This window comes from Thermococcus marinus (genome assembly GCF_055389025.1).
Genome location: NZ_AP042417.1, coordinates 990466 through 1004092 on the forward strand (window position 1 = coordinate 990466; position 13627 = coordinate 1004092).

At 53.8% G+C, this 13627-nt stretch carries 19 protein-coding genes and 3 pseudogenes; 9 read left to right on the top strand and 13 right to left on the bottom strand.

All coding sequences use genetic code 11. The annotated features are described in order from the left end of the window. Positions 1-4 precede the first annotated feature (4 nt). From ACZ5ER_RS05440 to ACZ5ER_RS05475, 8 genes are all read right to left on the bottom strand, one after another. Positions 5-487, bottom strand: coding sequence for a hydrogenase 3 maturation endopeptidase HyCI (locus ACZ5ER_RS05440; protein ID WP_464935002.1), 483 nt, complete (start codon positions 485-487; stop codon positions 5-7). A gap of 32 nt (positions 488-519) precedes the next feature. Then, positions 520-978 carry a PIN domain-containing protein gene (locus ACZ5ER_RS05445; protein ID WP_464935003.1) on the bottom strand — a complete coding sequence of 153 codons (459 nt, stop codon included), beginning with the start codon at positions 976-978 and terminating at the stop codon, positions 520-522. Next, positions 975-1217, bottom strand: a complete 243-nt coding sequence (locus tag ACZ5ER_RS05450; RefSeq protein ID WP_050002931.1) for a UPF0175 family protein — start codon at positions 1215-1217, stop codon at positions 975-977. The genes ACZ5ER_RS05445 and ACZ5ER_RS05450 overlap by 4 nt, the downstream gene beginning before the upstream one ends. Positions 1218-1291: 74 nt before the next feature. Then, entirely contained in the window at positions 1292-2032 is a 741-nt protein-coding gene (locus ACZ5ER_RS05455) for an Mrp/NBP35 family ATP-binding protein (protein WP_464935004.1), read from the bottom strand. Further along, positions 2029-2448, bottom strand: coding sequence for a hydrogenase nickel incorporation protein HypA (gene hypA, locus ACZ5ER_RS05460; protein WP_464935005.1), 420 nt, complete (start codon positions 2446-2448; stop codon positions 2029-2031). Before hypA ends, ACZ5ER_RS05455 begins: the two co-directional genes overlap by 4 nt. Before the next feature lie 307 nt (positions 2449-2755). Beyond that, the gene (locus tag ACZ5ER_RS05465; RefSeq protein WP_227738663.1) at positions 2756-3034 is read right to left on the bottom strand and encodes a hypothetical protein; all 279 of its coding nucleotides are present in this window, start codon (positions 3032-3034) and stop codon (positions 2756-2758) included. Then, the gene (locus ACZ5ER_RS05470) at positions 2971-4164 is read right to left on the bottom strand and encodes a radical SAM/SPASM domain-containing protein (protein ID WP_227738664.1); all 1194 of its coding nucleotides are present in this window, start codon (positions 4162-4164) and stop codon (positions 2971-2973) included. The genes ACZ5ER_RS05465 and ACZ5ER_RS05470 overlap by 64 nt, the downstream gene beginning before the upstream one ends. Before the next feature lie 39 nt (positions 4165-4203). Further along, entirely contained in the window at positions 4204-4437 is a 234-nt protein-coding gene (locus tag ACZ5ER_RS05475) for a hypothetical protein (protein WP_227738665.1), read from the bottom strand. Between the two features lie 145 nt (positions 4438-4582). Between ACZ5ER_RS05475 and ACZ5ER_RS05480 the strand changes: the two genes are divergently transcribed. Then, positions 4583-4900 (top strand): hypothetical protein, encoded by a 318-nt coding sequence (locus ACZ5ER_RS05480; RefSeq protein ID WP_050002934.1) that lies wholly within the window; start codon positions 4583-4585, stop codon positions 4898-4900. 78 nt (positions 4901-4978) lie between these two features. Next, positions 4979-5449 carry a GbsR/MarR family transcriptional regulator gene (locus ACZ5ER_RS05485; protein ID WP_050002935.1) on the top strand — a complete coding sequence of 157 codons (471 nt, stop codon included), beginning with the start codon at positions 4979-4981 and terminating at the stop codon, positions 5447-5449. On the opposite strand, the gene ACZ5ER_RS05490 is transcribed toward ACZ5ER_RS05485, so the two are convergent. Continuing rightward, entirely contained in the window at positions 5436-6437 is a 1002-nt protein-coding gene (locus tag ACZ5ER_RS05490) for a TDT family transporter (RefSeq protein ID WP_464935006.1), read from the bottom strand. The two genes, ACZ5ER_RS05485 and ACZ5ER_RS05490, sit on opposite strands and share 14 nt — an antisense overlap. Before the next feature lie 154 nt (positions 6438-6591). Here ACZ5ER_RS05490 and ACZ5ER_RS05495 point away from each other — a divergent pair, with 154 nt between their 5' ends. Further along, positions 6592-7329, top strand: a complete 738-nt coding sequence (locus ACZ5ER_RS05495) for a sulfite exporter TauE/SafE family protein (RefSeq protein WP_464935007.1) — start codon at positions 6592-6594, stop codon at positions 7327-7329. Here ACZ5ER_RS05495 and ACZ5ER_RS05500 read toward each other — a convergent pair. After that, positions 7319-7735 carry a 4Fe-4S dicluster domain-containing protein gene (locus ACZ5ER_RS05500; RefSeq protein WP_050002938.1) on the bottom strand — a complete coding sequence of 139 codons (417 nt, stop codon included), beginning with the start codon at positions 7733-7735 and terminating at the stop codon, positions 7319-7321. The genes ACZ5ER_RS05495 and ACZ5ER_RS05500 overlap by 11 nt on opposite strands. A 134-nt stretch (positions 7736-7869) precedes the next feature. Here ACZ5ER_RS05500 and ACZ5ER_RS05505 point away from each other — a divergent pair, with 134 nt between their 5' ends. Both ACZ5ER_RS05505 and ACZ5ER_RS05510 read left to right on the top strand, forming a co-directional pair. Next, the gene (locus tag ACZ5ER_RS05505) at positions 7870-8574 is read left to right on the top strand and encodes an ATP-binding cassette domain-containing protein (RefSeq protein WP_464935113.1); all 705 of its coding nucleotides are present in this window, start codon (positions 7870-7872) and stop codon (positions 8572-8574) included. Beyond that, on the top strand, positions 8553-9530 hold the full coding sequence (locus tag ACZ5ER_RS05510; protein WP_394297630.1) for a SufB/SufD family protein: 978 nt from the start codon (positions 8553-8555) through the stop codon (positions 9528-9530). The genes ACZ5ER_RS05505 and ACZ5ER_RS05510 overlap by 22 nt, the downstream gene beginning before the upstream one ends. Positions 9531-9540: 10 nt before the next feature. Here the strand turns inward: ACZ5ER_RS05510 and ACZ5ER_RS05515 are convergent, their stop codons facing one another. Beyond that, a complete protein-coding gene (locus ACZ5ER_RS05515; protein WP_464935114.1) occupies positions 9541-10545 on the bottom strand; it encodes a TDT family transporter in 1005 nt (334 codons plus the stop codon). A gap of 70 nt (positions 10546-10615) precedes the next feature. Next, positions 10616-11011, bottom strand: a complete 396-nt coding sequence (locus ACZ5ER_RS05520; RefSeq protein WP_464935008.1) for a NifB/NifX family molybdenum-iron cluster-binding protein — start codon at positions 11009-11011, stop codon at positions 10616-10618. Between the two features lie 146 nt (positions 11012-11157). Between ACZ5ER_RS05520 and ACZ5ER_RS05525 the strand changes: the two are divergent. From ACZ5ER_RS05525 to ACZ5ER_RS05535, 3 genes and pseudogenes are all read left to right on the top strand, one after another. Then, positions 11158-11687 (top strand): annotated as a pseudogene (locus ACZ5ER_RS05525) (GNAT family N-acetyltransferase). A 179-nt stretch (positions 11688-11866) separates the two neighbouring features. Continuing rightward, on the top strand, positions 11867-12061 hold the full coding sequence (gene dmpI, locus ACZ5ER_RS05530; RefSeq protein WP_464935115.1) for a 4-oxalocrotonate tautomerase DmpI: 195 nt from the start codon (positions 11867-11869) through the stop codon (positions 12059-12061). Between the two features lie 75 nt (positions 12062-12136). Beyond that, positions 12137-12604, top strand: coding sequence for a flavodoxin family protein (locus ACZ5ER_RS05535; protein ID WP_050002945.1), 468 nt, complete (start codon positions 12137-12139; stop codon positions 12602-12604). On the opposite strand, the pseudogene ACZ5ER_RS05540 reads toward ACZ5ER_RS05535, so the two are convergent. Continuing rightward, a pseudogene (locus tag ACZ5ER_RS05540) lies at positions 12594-13134 on the bottom strand (nitroreductase family protein). The gene ACZ5ER_RS05535 and the pseudogene ACZ5ER_RS05540 overlap by 11 nt on opposite strands. A gap of 57 nt (positions 13135-13191) precedes the next feature. On the opposite strand from ACZ5ER_RS05540, the pseudogene ACZ5ER_RS05545 reads away from it, so the two are divergent. Continuing rightward, positions 13192-13503, top strand: a pseudogene (locus ACZ5ER_RS05545) (ferritin); the annotation flags it as partial. Between the last annotated feature and the right edge of the window lie 124 nt (positions 13504-13627).

Below are 13627 nucleotides of genomic sequence, written 5' to 3' on the forward strand. Positions count from 1 at the left end.
ATCGTTAACCTGCCCCTTCCTTTCCCAGAATCCCCGCCAGCAGTTCCGCTAACCTCTCCGCACGCTTTTTTATGAGTTCGCTCGGCTCCTGAAAGAGGCCTGTCGAGCCTGGCTGACAGCCTATGAGCACGAACTCCGCCTTGACCATCGTCTTCATGAACTGGGTGACGAACTTCAGGGGGAGGCCGTGAGTGGAGACCGCTTCGCCGAGCGTTCCCTCGGGGTCGGCTATGACGTATTCTCCAACTTCACCACCAAAGTCCACCGCATCTACGAAAACCACTAGATCTGGATTAAAGCGCGCTATTTTTCCAGTGCAGTTCTCAGGAACCTCCCCGCAGTTCAGCACGAGGACGTTGGGGTTGTCGAGCAACTCCTTCAGCCTCTCCGCTACTAGAACTCCAAAGGCGTCGTCTCCCCTAATGTCGTTCCCGATTCCGCAGATAACGACTCTTTTCGCGTTCTGGAAGAGTTCTTCGAGGTTCATGTTTTCACCCCCATTGACAGTTTGATTGGCTATCACTCATTGAGTTCTCCTGCCGCCTTGAGGATTACCCGTATGACGTCATCGGAGATTCTAAGCCCTTTCTCAACAAGCAGTGTGAGAAGTGGCTTTATTTCATCAACAATACCCCGCTTCTTTGCGAGCAGTAGAACGCCCGCCGTTCCAATTACGTTGATTCCGAGTTCCCTCGCGATTTTTCGAGCCTTAAGGTCATCGAGTATCAAAAAGTCCGCCCCGAGGTCAATTGCGAGGGCTATTGCCTCGGATTCACCGGCTCCGAGAAGCTTCGAGAGGGCGCTGACAAGGGGTCGGTTCTCCGGAGGCGTGACTTCTATCCACTTCGGAAGCTCCCCCCCGAACTCTCTGCGCACAGCTGGTGGAATGAAAACCTTTCCAAAAACTTCGTGGAGAATCCCGAGCTTTCCGATGTTGGACAACCCTATTGGGGGACTCGTGTTCGATACCACCTTCATTCCAGACCCTCTATGGTCTTTATATCTGCCTCAGCCTCTTTCATCGTGTAGTTTATTGGGACGTCCCTCTTTCTCAGCTCGTAGAGGAATTCCCTTAGGTTCAGGCCCGCGAATTCCGCGGCCTTCCCGAGGCTTAGCCTACCCTCGCGGTACAGTTCTATGGCCGCGAGCAGAAGAAGCTCCCGCTCAGGTTTCGGGCCGAGGAACTCGCGAAGCGTGGTAGAGGTTACACCCTCCATGTTCTCACCTGAAGTGTAGTCTTTGGAGAAATATTTAGGGATTTCGCCTCCCTGAAATGAATGGAAAAGAAAACTCACAGCTTCTCAGCAAGCTCCCTTATCTTCTCCGCGAACTCCGTCTTCATGAGCTCGTCCACGTTGCCAATCTTCGCGTCGAGGCCCGGATAGAACGGTATGCTGATGAGGTAGGGCACGCCGTAGCGCTCGGCCAGCTTCCTAACGTCCTCTTCTTCGTCCATTTGCTCCGAACGGAGGATCATGTTCTCAACGAGGCCGAGGACTTTGTGCTTCTCCTCAAGAAGGAGCTGGATGAGCTTTTCCACGACGTTGAGGGCGAGCTTTGACGGAGTTGCAACGACCAAGAACTCCCCCCTCCTGAGGAAGCGGAGGACATCTAACAGCTGGTCGCCGAGTCCCGGTGGCATATCGATGACGAGGTAGTCAAGCTCGTCCCAGCGCGTTATCGTCAGGAGCTCGATGAGGGCGTCGCTGATTTCCTTCCCGCGGAGCGGTGTGGGTCTGTTCTCAGTGTAGTAGGCGATGCTCATGAACTTTATCCCGTGAACGGTAGGCGGAACTACTCCCCTGTCCTCCTCCGGGAACTCCTTCGGCTCGAAGCCGAGAATCACGTGGTCACTTGCCCCGTGAAAGTCGAGGTCGAGCAGGCCGACCCTATAACCCTTCTCGGCCAGGGCCAGTGCGAGGGTCGTCGAGACGAGCGATTTTCCAACTCCTCCCTTTCCGCTGACGACGGGGATTATCCTCCTGACCTTCTCAAGCCTTGCGCTTATAGCAATCTCGCGCGGGTCAATCATGCCTCTCCCTCCTTCTCAATCATAATCCCCGCGACGTAAACGCCCCTTCCCTGGACGACCTCAAAGTCGTGGCTCCCGCACTTCGGGCATGCCAGAAACGCGTGAACGACCTCAGGAATGAAGTGGATGTCCTCCTTTATGCGCTCGTCAAAGCGGTCCTTGACCTCCTTGAGCTTCCAGGTGTGCCCGCAGTTGCGGCACTTGAAGACTGCCTCTTCCTCCTCGAAGATTATCTCAGCGCCCTCTGCAATCGTTCCGGCGAACATCTGCTCCATCGCGAACTTCACTATGTCCTCGGCAACGTCCTGGAGCTCGCCGAGAACGACCTTAACGGCCTTTACCCTCTGAGCGCCCTCCTTCTGGGCGTAGTCGAGGACTGTCCTGACTATGGCATCAGCGAGAGCCCACTCGTGCATGGTATCACCGATGAAAATTAGCGTGCTACCTTAAAAATGGTGGGGTTTGGAACCGATGGTGAATGATTGGGGAAATCTTTCATTTGTCCAGAGGAGACTACGAGTTTCCTCAACGACATCACGAAAGGGTAGAAAGTCTTCTGCATATCCTCGCTCTTGAAGGTTGTTAAATGGCCAAAGGTAGTGGAGGTTCGTCTGTCAGCTGGGACGGTATATGGTTGTACTGGAACATCAGCCAAGAAATGAGGGAAGAGTAAGGTGTCAAGAGCCCTGTTCACAGTAAATTTCTCCCGTTCGGGTTAAAGCTTTATGCATGAGCCTTCTGCCCATCGTAAGTCCCCCCAAGGCCCTTCTCAACTGCAACCTCAACCGCCCTGTAGTAGCTCGGCACGTAGAGGCTCGGCTCGCGGAGGACGACACTCTCATCGACCCAGCTGACCTCTGTGAGCCCCTTTGGCTTGCCGTGTTTGACTATTTCCTCCCAGAGGCGTTTGTTTATGATGCAGCCAGGGTCGTCGCCCTTCAAGTAGAGCGTGTAGTGGTAGGCCTCGCACGACAGCCGCCGCAGATGTACTTGTAGGGGCACCTTCCGCACTGGCCCTCCCAGCTGTCCCTGTCGCGGAGGATGTTGAATATCCTGCTGTTCTCCCATATCTCCTTGAAGGGTCTGTGCCTGACGTTCCCGACTGGCAAAGGAAGGAAGACGCAGGGAACGACGCTTCCGTCGGGCTCTATCCCCGCGTAAATCCTGCCGGCTCCACATCCTCCTATGAACTCTGCGAGAGTTTTCACGGCGTTGTTCTCGCCTATGTAGAAGTGCGCCGGCGTGACGCTCTTTCCCTGACTCATGAGCAGGGTAACGCGCGCGTACTGCGGCGCCGTTGTGAGTATCTCAAGCTTCCTCTTCTTCATCTGGCGGTAGACTTCCTTCATGAACTCCTCGCGCTCCTCCGGCGAGAGGTCCACCTTGACCATGTCCTCTGCCCTTCCCGTCGGCACGAGGTTGAAGAATATGACGCGCTTGACGCCTATGCTCTCCGCCAAGTCGAGTATGTCGTCTATCTCCTGATAGGTTTCCCTGTCCATTATCGTGGCCATCCCGTGGCTTATCCCAAGTTCAACGGCGTTTTCTAAAGCTTTTACCGCGTGCTCCCACGCGCCAGGAATCCCGCGAAACTCATCGTGCTTCTCGGGCTTTGCGGAATCAACGCTGACCTCAACATACTTTATTCCCGCCTTAACTGCCTTCTCAAGCTCCTCCTTCCTAGCGAAAGTCCAGCCGTTCGTGGCGACCGAGGTGTGTATCCCCCTGCTCGACAGCTCCCTGACGATTCTGAGGAAGTGCGGGTGTATCGTCGGCTCGCCGCCGCTCAAAGCCACGGCCGCGACACCGGCTTTGTCGAGCTGGTCAACGAGGTTCAGCTTCTCTTCGAGGCTGAGCTCGCTCGGTAGCGGTTTATCCGCCCTCTGGTAGCAGTGCTGGCAGCGGAAGTTGCACATGTTGGTGAAGTTCCAGACGATGAGGAACGGCCCCGCGAGGCGCTGGGGGACGGTTACTCCATACTTCGCTATACCCTCGAGGACGACCCATATTCCGCGCCTTATGTGCGGGTCTCTCAGCAGTGCCTCCTTAACGGCCTCCTCGTCGCCGTGGGCGAGCTTTATGCCGAGTTTGAGCAGGAGCTTTATCGTGTCCGCCTGGAAGCGAACCATCATCGGCGCGTTTATGCTCTCCCCCGCGTAGATGCTGAGGGCCTAGTACAAAGCAGGGAGCTCACGTCCGTTGATTTTGTACTTTTTGAGGCTCGGCCTTATGAGTGCCCTCGCTATTGGATTCCCGAGGATGAGCTTGAAGGCCCTCAGCGCGGTGGTGAGCGAGTTCCCTTCGTTTTCTTCGGATTCAACCTCTTCGACATCTATTGAAGGATTCATAGCTTTTGGAAACGGCTCTTTTATCGTTTTCGGAGCCTTCACCTCCACTACCTCCAATTATGGGTTTGGCAAGATGTGTTTAAAGGTTTCGATATAAATGATTTGTAGTTTATGTTAATTTTTTCTGATATGTTTAATATAACTGAAAGATTTAAATACTTGTCATTCCATTCATCGGTTGAAGAACCTGGAGGTGAAAGCCATGGCGTCCGCGAAGACTGGAATGTGGACCGCCCTGCTGGGTGCCCTTTTGATATTGATAGACGGAATAGCCGTCTTAACCACGGGAAACTTCTACGGCTGGCACTACGGCAGCGCATCAACGGTCGGCTGGGTGGAAATAATCCTCAGCCTGATAATGATGGGGCTGGCGTACTACTACAAGAGCAACAAGAGCCTTGTGGGATGGAGCGTAGTGATTTTAGCGCTGATAACGATGCCCTTCGACGGTGGCTTCTGGCTGATAGGTGCAATTATTGCCCTGATAGGAGGAATCATAATAGCAACCGCCAAGGAATGAATCCGGGCCCTTTTAGTTTTCTGCTTTCGTGCCTTTACACTTATAAGCCCTTTTTCAATTTTTTAAAGGGGGATGAGCATGAAGGCTAGAACGGAGCGCAGGAAGTTCATAGAGATTGTCGAGCGAATCATGGTTCGCTGGGGTTACACGGCGACCGATGGAAAAGTGTACGCAATCCTACTGCTCTCTAACAGGCCGATGACGATAGCCGAGCTCGCGAAAGAAACGGGTTTGAGCCGCTCTTCGATATCCGTCGCCCTAAGCCGTCTCGTCAGGGAATACCTCGTAACCTGCAGGAGAGAGGGAAGGACGAAGTATTTCACCGCGGTTCCCGCGTTCCTTGAGAAGTTCCTCCACCAGCCAAGGGAAACGCTTGAACGCGAGGTCCGCCCTCTGGAAAAAATCGTTGAGTCCATGATTGAAAAGAGTGACGACGAGATGAGAGGCAGGCTGGAGGCGGTTCTCAGCGACCTGAAAAAGCTTGAGTGCGTTCTCGAACGCATAATCCGTCTGGAAGAAGAGGAAAGTGAGTGCCTCACGAACGGGTGAGGCTCATCTTTAAAGTTTTTACGAACGTCACTGACCAGAGGGCGAGCAGTAACCAAAGCAGGCAGTAGCCGAAGAGCCTCATCAGCTCAAGCCCGAAGACACTTCCCAGGTCCATTGTTGCGTTCGTGAAGGCTCCGAGCGGGAAGATGAAGGCCCACCACGAGAGGCTATAGGGCAGGCTCATGTTTCTGATGTAGTGGAGAGTTAAGGCCACCGCCATAATCAGCCACCAGAAGCCGAGCCCCCACAGGAAGAAGGCGAATATGAAGAGCGGGTCCTTCGAGGTCGCTATGCTCGAGTTGTTCACGAGGGCAAAGAGGGCCGTGATGCTGGCTCCGATGGGTCCGAGGTTCATCCATATGAGCGGGGCCATCTGCGGTGGCATCAGCTCGTGCCTTATGAAGCGGAGCGTCACGACGGCATAGAGGACGAGGTACAGGAAGAAACCCGCGCCCCAGCCGAGGTAGTTAACGATTGTGACGAACTCCTGAGTGTAGCCCGTTGTCGTTCTCGTGAAGGCCGCCCCGAAGGGGAGTATAACGAGGGCAACGGGCGGGATGTACCAGGCGGGTGAGAGGTGCCTGAGGTCAACTTCACCCGCTATGAAAACCTCGTAGGACATCCAGAACGCGAAGATGAACGTCAGGACAAGCCCCCAGAGCCAGAGGTACCACGCCACCGTCTGATTGTGCAGTACCGCCAAGAACTGGGCCGCTAAAACAATCGTGGCCGCTCCACTCGTTCCGTAGAAGTGCCCCTTCGATGGGTGTCTGAGGTCTTCCAAGGCGTCCTTTCTGTACAGAATCCACCTCAGAATCCACGGGACGAGTAGAGCTATGTAGAGGACGACGTTCAGGTACGTCAGGGCGATTCCCACTTCCTTCAGGAGACTCCAGTATGAGGAGTACTTGTAGGAGGCAATTGCCACGGCACCCGTTCCCATGACGCTCGCGAACCATGCGGGGTTGAAGTTCCTAACTCTCTCCATATGAACATCCCTCCATTCTTTTTCCTAATCCAGAATTAGGATAGCTTAAAAATTTTTGGTCCCAAAATATTTGATGTGTCGGATTCACCGGACACAAAAGCTTATAAACCGCTTTTCTTTCATTTGGGTGGCAAAAGAAAATGAGGTGAGTCTAATGAACTACCCAGAGCTGGCACTCATAGCCTTCATCCTGAGCATCATCTTCTCCATTGGAGGTGTCGGCTCAGCGATAGCAATAGTCCCAGTCATGGGCTGGCTTGGAATACCTCTCATGACGGCAAAACCGACTGGTCTCTTCATAAACACGCTCTCCATGTTTTCAGCCACCCTCAAGAACATAAAGCACGGGAAGCTCGACCACCGCTTCGGGCTCCCGATTTTAATCGTCGCAACGGCGATGGCCCCTGTTGGAGCCTACACGGGCAAATTTATTCCCAAGACCTACGTCCTCTGGGTTTTCGTGGCTTTTCTGCTGTATTCGGGCACCATGATGATTTTCTTCAAACCCGGGAGAAAGGAGAGGAAAGGCAATCACATCGTCGAGGGCTCTCTCATCGGTGGGATAGCGGGCTTCCTCGGCGGCCTCCTCGGCGTCGGCGGGGGCGGGATAATCAGCCCCGCCCTCATAATGCTCGGCTACGAACCGAAAAAAGTCGCCGCAACGACCGCGCTGGTCGTGTTCTTCTCATCGCTGAGCGGGTTCCTGACCTACTGGGGGATGGGAACGCTGGACTGGGAACTGCTCCTCTGGGTTTCGATTCCAGCTATAGCGGGAGGCTGGCTGGGAACTCATCTCATGCACTTCAAGATGAGCTCGGAGCAGGTAAAAAAGGTGATAGGGGTCATAATGTACCTGATAGCCCTGAAAACGCTCCTCGTGGCTATGGGTTGAACTCGCTCTCGGTTCCCTCCACCTTTTCCTCCTTTTTCTCCCTCAGTGGCTTCGTTATATCGAAGGCCTTTCTTATTATGTTGTTCTCGATGATGAGCTTTTTGACATACTCCTTCGGCGGGAACTCTATCGCGTCGCAGGGGCAGAGCGTTGCGCACGTTGAACAGCCGACCATACAGTTGTAGGGCCTCGCAACGACGGGCTTCCCTTTCTCCCTGTCCCAGTCGAAGACGCGTCTTCCACAGGTTATAAAGCAGATTCCACACCCCGCGCATCTGTCGTAGTTTATCTTCGGGTACCACTCTATATCCTTCCTGTCAACGCCCCACCAGGGGATGACGCTCAGGTCTTTGACTGGCCTTCCAAGGGCATCTTTCCCTATGACGGGAGCTTCTCCTCCGGACATTTTATCACCTCCATAGGGAGTTGTCCAAATTGGTTTAAAATAATTTTCATATGTTATTGTTTTCAACTAAAAGTTCTGGACGAAGTTGTCCAGAAAAATTTAAATTATTTTCACATGAAAGCTTCTTGATAGAAATGCTCTGCCTGAGGAACGTTGAATACTCTCAAAACGGCAGGAGAATACTACGCTCGATAAACATGACCTTCAGGGATGGAATGAGCTACTCGATACTCGGGCCAAACGGCGCGGGGAAATCAACGATAGCCCGTATTTTGATGGGGGAGCTTAGACCAACCTCGGGTCAGGTTCTCCTCGATGGGGAGGACGTAACAGGGCTGAGCGTTACGGAGAGGGCAAAGCGGGGAATAAGCATGGCCTGGCAGGAGCCGGCCCGATACGAGGGGATAACCGTGAGGAACTACCTCACCCTTGGCGGGAAGCTCAAAATTGGCGAGGACGGGATAAGGGAAGTCCTTGAGCTCGTTGGCCTTCCCTACGAACTCTACGCCCATCGTTTTGTGGACAAAAATCTGAGCGGTGGCGAGAGGAAGAGGGTGGAGCTTGCGTCGCTCCTCCTACTGAAACCGAGGTATGCAATTCTCGACGAACCCGACTCTGGCCTCGACATAACGGCCGGAGAGCTGATAGAGCGGGTTCTCGACTACTTCCAGAGGTGCGGTACCACCGTGATACTCATCACCCACCACGAGGGGATTGCGCTCAAGACGGACTTCGCATATTTCGTCTGTGGCGGGAGAATCGTCAGAAAGGGCTTCTCGCAGGAGGTTGTCGACTACTACCGGAAGACCTGCAGGAGATGCTCCTTTGCGGAGGGCTGAGGATGGCGATAAAGGTTGACCTCACGAAGGAATACGAGGCGCTGGTTGAGGCCTACCAGCGGGAAGGTCTCGATACATCTCTTTTCGGGGACAGGATAGCGGCGATAATCATCAGCGGGGACAGGGTCATCGGCCTCAACAACGTCCCAGGGGTTGAGATAAGGGGCGAGGAGATTGAGAACGGGGTTAGGGCTGAAGTTAAAATAGCTGAGGGCGTTGAGCTCCCATTCCCAATACACCTCTGCACGGGCTATTTGAAGAGCGAGGGCTACCAGAGGGTTATCTTTGACATAAACGTTGGCAAAAACTCGAAGGTCAGGTTCACCTCCCACTGCATCTTTCCCTACGCCAAGGACTTTACCCACGAGGCAATAACGAGGATAAAAATCGGGGAAGGTTCGAGCGTGCTCTACGACGACGAGCACGTTCACGGCGAGGGCGTGAGAATGATTGGTAAAACAGAGGTCGATGTCGGCAAAAACGCCCGCTACACGGGGAAGTTCACCCTGACGAAACACAGAGCGAAGGAGCTGAAGCTTGAGATGGTAGCGAGGCTCGGTGAGAGGGCCATCCTTGAGCTTGAGACGAAGGTCAAGGCCGTTAAAGATGATTGTGTTGAGATGAAGGAAGTCGCCTATCTGGAGGGGGCCCACTCGAGGGCGAACCTGAGGAGCACGGCCATAGCCTTCGACAGGGCGAAGGTAAACGTCATAAACGAGGCCTACGGCTTCGGTGACTACGCGAAGAGCCACGTCGAGTGCCACGAAATCGTTAAGGGCAACGCCGACGTCCAGACCGTTCCCCTGCTGAGGGTGAAGAACGATAAGGCCGAGCTCACGCACGAGGCCTCGATAGGCAGGATAAACGAGGCCCAGCTCATTCAGCTCATGGCCAAGGGCCTGACCGAGGACGAGGCGGCGGAGCTCATAATAAAGGGCCTTCTTGGAGAATGGTAAAAGAAAAAAATCACTCAAGTAGCACGTGCTTTGCGGTTTTTAAACCCGTTACAAGCCATATCGCCAGCAAAAGCCAGTAGAGGGCGAAGCCGAAGCCGTCTATTACCCCTATGCCAAAGGCCGTGCCAACGTTGTGGGTGGCTCCCACGTAGGCCCCGAGCGGGAAGATGAAGGCCCACCAGGCGAGACTGTAGGGCAGGTTGAGCTTCCTGATGTAGTAGATGGTCATTATGATGGCCATCGCCAGCCACCAGACACCGAAGCCCCAGAGGATTAGACCGAAGGCGAAGAACGGTTCCTTGACCGTCAGGAAGTCGCTGGCCTTGACGAGCGCGTAGAGCGTTGAGGTTCCCGCTCCAATGGGACCGAGGTTTATCCACACCGCCGGGGCCATGCCGCAGGGCATCGGCTCGTGCCTTATGAAGCGGAAAAACACTATCGCGAAGAGGCCGAGGTAGAGGAAAAAGCCCGCTCCCCATGCGAAGTAGTTGACCGCGTAGGCAACCTCCCTGGCAGTTCCTGAGAAGCTCGATATCAAAGCCGCGCCGCTCATGGGGATCACAATTAAGCCGACCGGGGGAATGAACCACGCTGGGGTAACGGACTTGAGGTCTATCTCTTTCTCCACGAACATCAGGTAGGGGATGAGCAGGGCGAAGAATATCGTTAGAACCGCTCCCGGAATCCAGAACGCCTTCGCAATGGTGGTCTTCTTGAGTATGAAGAGGTAATCCGCCGAGAGGACGAGCATGGCCACGGCTATCGTTCCGTAGAAGTGACACACAACAGGATGCTTGAGGTCTTTCAGGGCGTTTTCCGTGTGCTTCACCCACCTGAGGAGCCAGGGGATTAGGAGGACGAAGAACAGGAGTGTGTTGAAGTAAACGAGGAACTCAGCCAGTCCACCCAGGGCCGAAATCCTCGATGAATAAGCTTTGCTAGCCAGGGCTAAGGCCCCAGTTCCCATGACACTCGCGAACCAGCTCGGCGCGAAGTCCTTTACGCTCACCTTCATCTGCTTCACCGAACGGAAAAATCATATGAAAAAATTTAAATGTTTCCTGAACCCATCGTTGAAAACCGTCTCAATGGCTGTGCTTTTTCCCTCCTTCCCTTTCCTTTTCGCGCTCTATCTTCTCCTTCCAGTAGGGGTCAACCTCAAGGACCTGGTGAATGAACGCCTCGACGACGTCCCTGATTCTCCCGTAGGCACCAGTAACTACCTCTATGCCGAGCTCGTTGAAGAAGGAGACCGCTTTGGGGCCCATCCCGTAGGCGAGGACGACCTCCCCACCGTGCTCCTTGACGAACCTCGGAAGGTCGCCAGGTCCGTGCTCCTCGAAGGGGACCTCAACGACCTCGAAATCCTTTATTTTGCCGTCTTCAACGTCCACGAAGACAAAATACCTTGCCCTGCCGAAGTGTCCGCTCACTTCGCTTTCCAGGCCCCTGTCGTCCACGGCTGGAACAGCTATTCTCATGCGGCACCACCGATTTGATTGAAAATTTTTCCACATATAAGCTTTGTGCATAAGCACAAAAGGATTCAGGCTGCTTCTCTGGAAGATACGAGTGACACTCAGCAACTCTTTTTAGACGGAGGTGTCTAAACAACTTGGGGTTTGATATGGAGACTGTAAAGGTCAAAAATCCCCTCTCGCTTAAGGAAGAGCTACTTGCATTTGTCTTCAAGGTCTATCGGGGTACTGGGGGCGCTTACCCTGCACTTGAGTGGGTAGAAAATAAGCCATCGCCGGACGATTTTGAGGGCTTCACGAGGGTTTACGAGCCCTTCCTTGAGTTCAGGCTGAAAGACGAGTTCGATGAACTCTACGTCCTCAGGGACGAAAACGGGAGAATAATCGGCACAGTGGCGCTGGTCTACAACCTTGAAGGCAAGAACGTGTGGTGGGTTCCAGAGGAGATTACAAACGAAAAGACAGGCCTCATCGAGTTCTTCATGGTTAATCCTCCCAGAGGGGCAAAGGCTACGGCTCAAGGCTCCTAGAGTTTGCGGCCAACCGCCTTAAGGAGCTTGGAAAAGAGCCTTACGTTATAACCTTCCCCCAGCTTGAGGCGTACTCCTACTACCTCAGGAGAGGCTTTGAGAAGATTATGGACTACAAAGAGTTCGTGGTGCTGAAGAAAAATGGTTAAGGTGTGTTTTAGAAAAATTAGAGCTCAAAAGAGCTCAGAAGTTGAAGTTTATGTCCTTCATGAGCTGGTCGTAGAGCCCCTCCTTGTATATGTTTGGGATAACATATTGTTCCTACCCAAGCCTAGGCTTGTTCACAAGGATTTTAACGTATGAAGCAAACACCATATTGGTGGTTCCCATGTCGACGGTGATAATTGAGGGGCCAAAGGCAGATACCGAGACCAAGAGGGAGCTCGTGAGGAGGATAACCGAGGTAGTTAGGGAAGTCTACAAGGTGCACCACGTGAGCGTGGTAATCCACGAGAACGAGCCTGAAAACGTCGGCGTTGACGGTGAGCTCCTCTCAGATGTTCTGGCGAGGAGAAAGAAGTAGTCCAGGCAGTTTATAACGAACTCTCCCAGAGTTTAGCTTTGAGTTATCTGTTAGTAGCGTTTAATGGTGATGCCCATGAAAACGCTCGTTGTCTTTTACTCAAGGAGCGGGACGACAAAACGGGTCGCCCAAGAAGTAGCTAAGGTCCTCAATGCGGACGTTGATGAAGTCGTAGACAAAAAGCCCCGGAATGGGATTCTTGGCTTCCTCATAGCGGGCTACGACGCGACGAAGGGCAAGACCACGGAGATAGAGTTCCAGAAAGACCCTTCCGAGTACGACCTCGTGGTTATTGGCACTCCGGTCTGGAACGGCCGCGTGACTCCTGCCATAAGGACTTACCTGCTCCAGAACAGGGAGAAGATTAAGAACGCCGCCTTTTTCTCCACGTGCGCGGGAAGGCCCGGAAAGTGTCTTGAGCAGATGGAAGAAATCCTCGGAAAGAAGCCTGTTCTCAGCAAGGTTTTGGTAAGAAAGAGGCTGGAGGAAGGAGTGAAGGAACTAGTTGAGAGGCTGAAGGCCTTAAGTGGCCCTATTCCTTAAACTTCCTCCCGAACTCGTTATAGCTGACCTTCTCCCACTCGAAGACCTCTTCCCCGTGCGGTTCTTTATTCTCTGCCGGATAACCGACCCCTGATGATGCAGAGGACGCGGTAGTTCTCCGGGATTTTAATGAGCTCTCTCACGTAGTCCTCAGCGGTCTTGCTCTCATCGTGCATCCTGTTCCGTATCTGCACCCAGAAGGCTTCGAGGCCGAGGTCGAAGGCGGCGAGCTGCATGTGCTCTGCCGCTATGCTGGCATCTTCAACCCAGACGTCGCTCCTGCTCTCGTCAGCAGTTACAACTATCGCGAGGGGCGCCGTCGCCAGCCCCGCGGCCCCGAGCTTTGCCTTTGAGAGGGCGAGGAGCTTTTCTCCCTCGTCCACTACGATGAAGTGCCAAGGCCTCTTGTTGAACGAACTCGGTGAGAGGAACGCCGCCTCAAGGAGCTTTTCAACGAGCTCCCCCGGCACGGGCTTGTCCTGGAAGCGCCTGATGCTCCTCCTCTTTCTTAGGACTTCAAAGAACTCCATGCTATCACCCAAGGCGTTTTGGAAAGGGCTCTTAATCCCCTTTCCTTCGGAAAGATGGAGATTCAGAAGCCCCCGAAGGAGTGGGAGTCTCCGCTAGCTGCCTTTGAGGCCGCCTACGAGCACGAGAAGTTCATAAGCAAGTCCATAAATGAGCTCGCGGCCCTTGCGGAAGAGGAGAAGGACTACGCGACGAGGGCGTTCCTTGAGTGGTTCATAAACGAGCAGGTCGAGGAGGAGGCCAGCGTCAAGAAGGTGCTCGACAAGCTCAAGTTCGCCAAGGACAGCCCGCAGGTTCTCTTCATGCTCGACCAGGAGCTCGGCCAGAGGGTTCCAAAGCTTCCGCCGCTTCTCATTCCGCAGGGAGAGTGATTTTTGCTTTCTGTTCGCTTTTTGGGGAGTAAGAGAATTATAACGTAGAGCTCGCGGGGTTAGCTTCAAACGGGTTTGAAGCGTTCACAACCCTTTTATGTTTTCAAAGCGATAACAGACTGGT

What these genes read in the sequence shown, in the direction of transcription:
- ACZ5ER_RS05440 (WP_464935002.1), bottom strand. Translation starts at nt 487, where the DNA reads ATGAACCTCGAAGAACTCTTCCAGAACGCGAAAAGAGTCGTTATCTGC.
- ACZ5ER_RS05445 (WP_464935003.1), bottom strand. Translation starts at nt 978, where the DNA reads ATGAAGGTGGTATCGAACACGAGTCCCCCAATAGGGTTGTCCAACATC.
- ACZ5ER_RS05450 (WP_050002931.1), bottom strand. Translation starts at nt 1,217, where the DNA reads ATGGAGGGTGTAACCTCTACCACGCTTCGCGAGTTCCTCGGCCCGAAA.
- ACZ5ER_RS05455 (WP_464935004.1), bottom strand. Translation starts at nt 2,032, where the DNA reads ATGATTGACCCGCGCGAGATTGCTATAAGCGCAAGGCTTGAGAAGGTC.
- hypA (WP_464935005.1), bottom strand. Translation starts at nt 2,448, where the DNA reads ATGCACGAGTGGGCTCTCGCTGATGCCATAGTCAGGACAGTCCTCGAC.
- ACZ5ER_RS05470 (WP_227738664.1), bottom strand. Translation starts at nt 4,164, where the DNA reads ATGATGGTTCGCTTCCAGGCGGACACGATAAAGCTCCTGCTCAAACTC.
- ACZ5ER_RS05480 (WP_050002934.1), top strand. Translation starts at nt 4,583, where the DNA reads ATGGCGTCCGCGAAGACTGGAATGTGGACCGCCCTGCTGGGTGCCCTT.
- ACZ5ER_RS05485 (WP_050002935.1), top strand. Translation starts at nt 4,979, where the DNA reads ATGAAGGCTAGAACGGAGCGCAGGAAGTTCATAGAGATTGTCGAGCGA.
- ACZ5ER_RS05490 (WP_464935006.1), bottom strand. Translation starts at nt 6,437, where the DNA reads ATGGAGAGAGTTAGGAACTTCAACCCCGCATGGTTCGCGAGCGTCATG.
- ACZ5ER_RS05495 (WP_464935007.1), top strand. Translation starts at nt 6,592, where the DNA reads ATGAACTACCCAGAGCTGGCACTCATAGCCTTCATCCTGAGCATCATC.
- ACZ5ER_RS05500 (WP_050002938.1), bottom strand. Translation starts at nt 7,735, where the DNA reads ATGTCCGGAGGAGAAGCTCCCGTCATAGGGAAAGATGCCCTTGGAAGG.
- ACZ5ER_RS05505 (WP_464935113.1), top strand. Translation starts at nt 7,870, where the DNA reads ATGCTCTGCCTGAGGAACGTTGAATACTCTCAAAACGGCAGGAGAATA.
- ACZ5ER_RS05510 (WP_394297630.1), top strand. Translation starts at nt 8,553, where the DNA reads ATGCTCCTTTGCGGAGGGCTGAGGATGGCGATAAAGGTTGACCTCACG.
- ACZ5ER_RS05515 (WP_464935114.1), bottom strand. Translation starts at nt 10,545, where the DNA reads ATGAAGGTGAGCGTAAAGGACTTCGCGCCGAGCTGGTTCGCGAGTGTC.
- ACZ5ER_RS05520 (WP_464935008.1), bottom strand. Translation starts at nt 11,011, where the DNA reads ATGAGAATAGCTGTTCCAGCCGTGGACGACAGGGGCCTGGAAAGCGAA.
- dmpI (WP_464935115.1), top strand. Translation starts at nt 11,867, where the DNA reads ATGTCGACGGTGATAATTGAGGGGCCAAAGGCAGATACCGAGACCAAG.
- ACZ5ER_RS05535 (WP_050002945.1), top strand. Translation starts at nt 12,137, where the DNA reads ATGAAAACGCTCGTTGTCTTTTACTCAAGGAGCGGGACGACAAAACGG.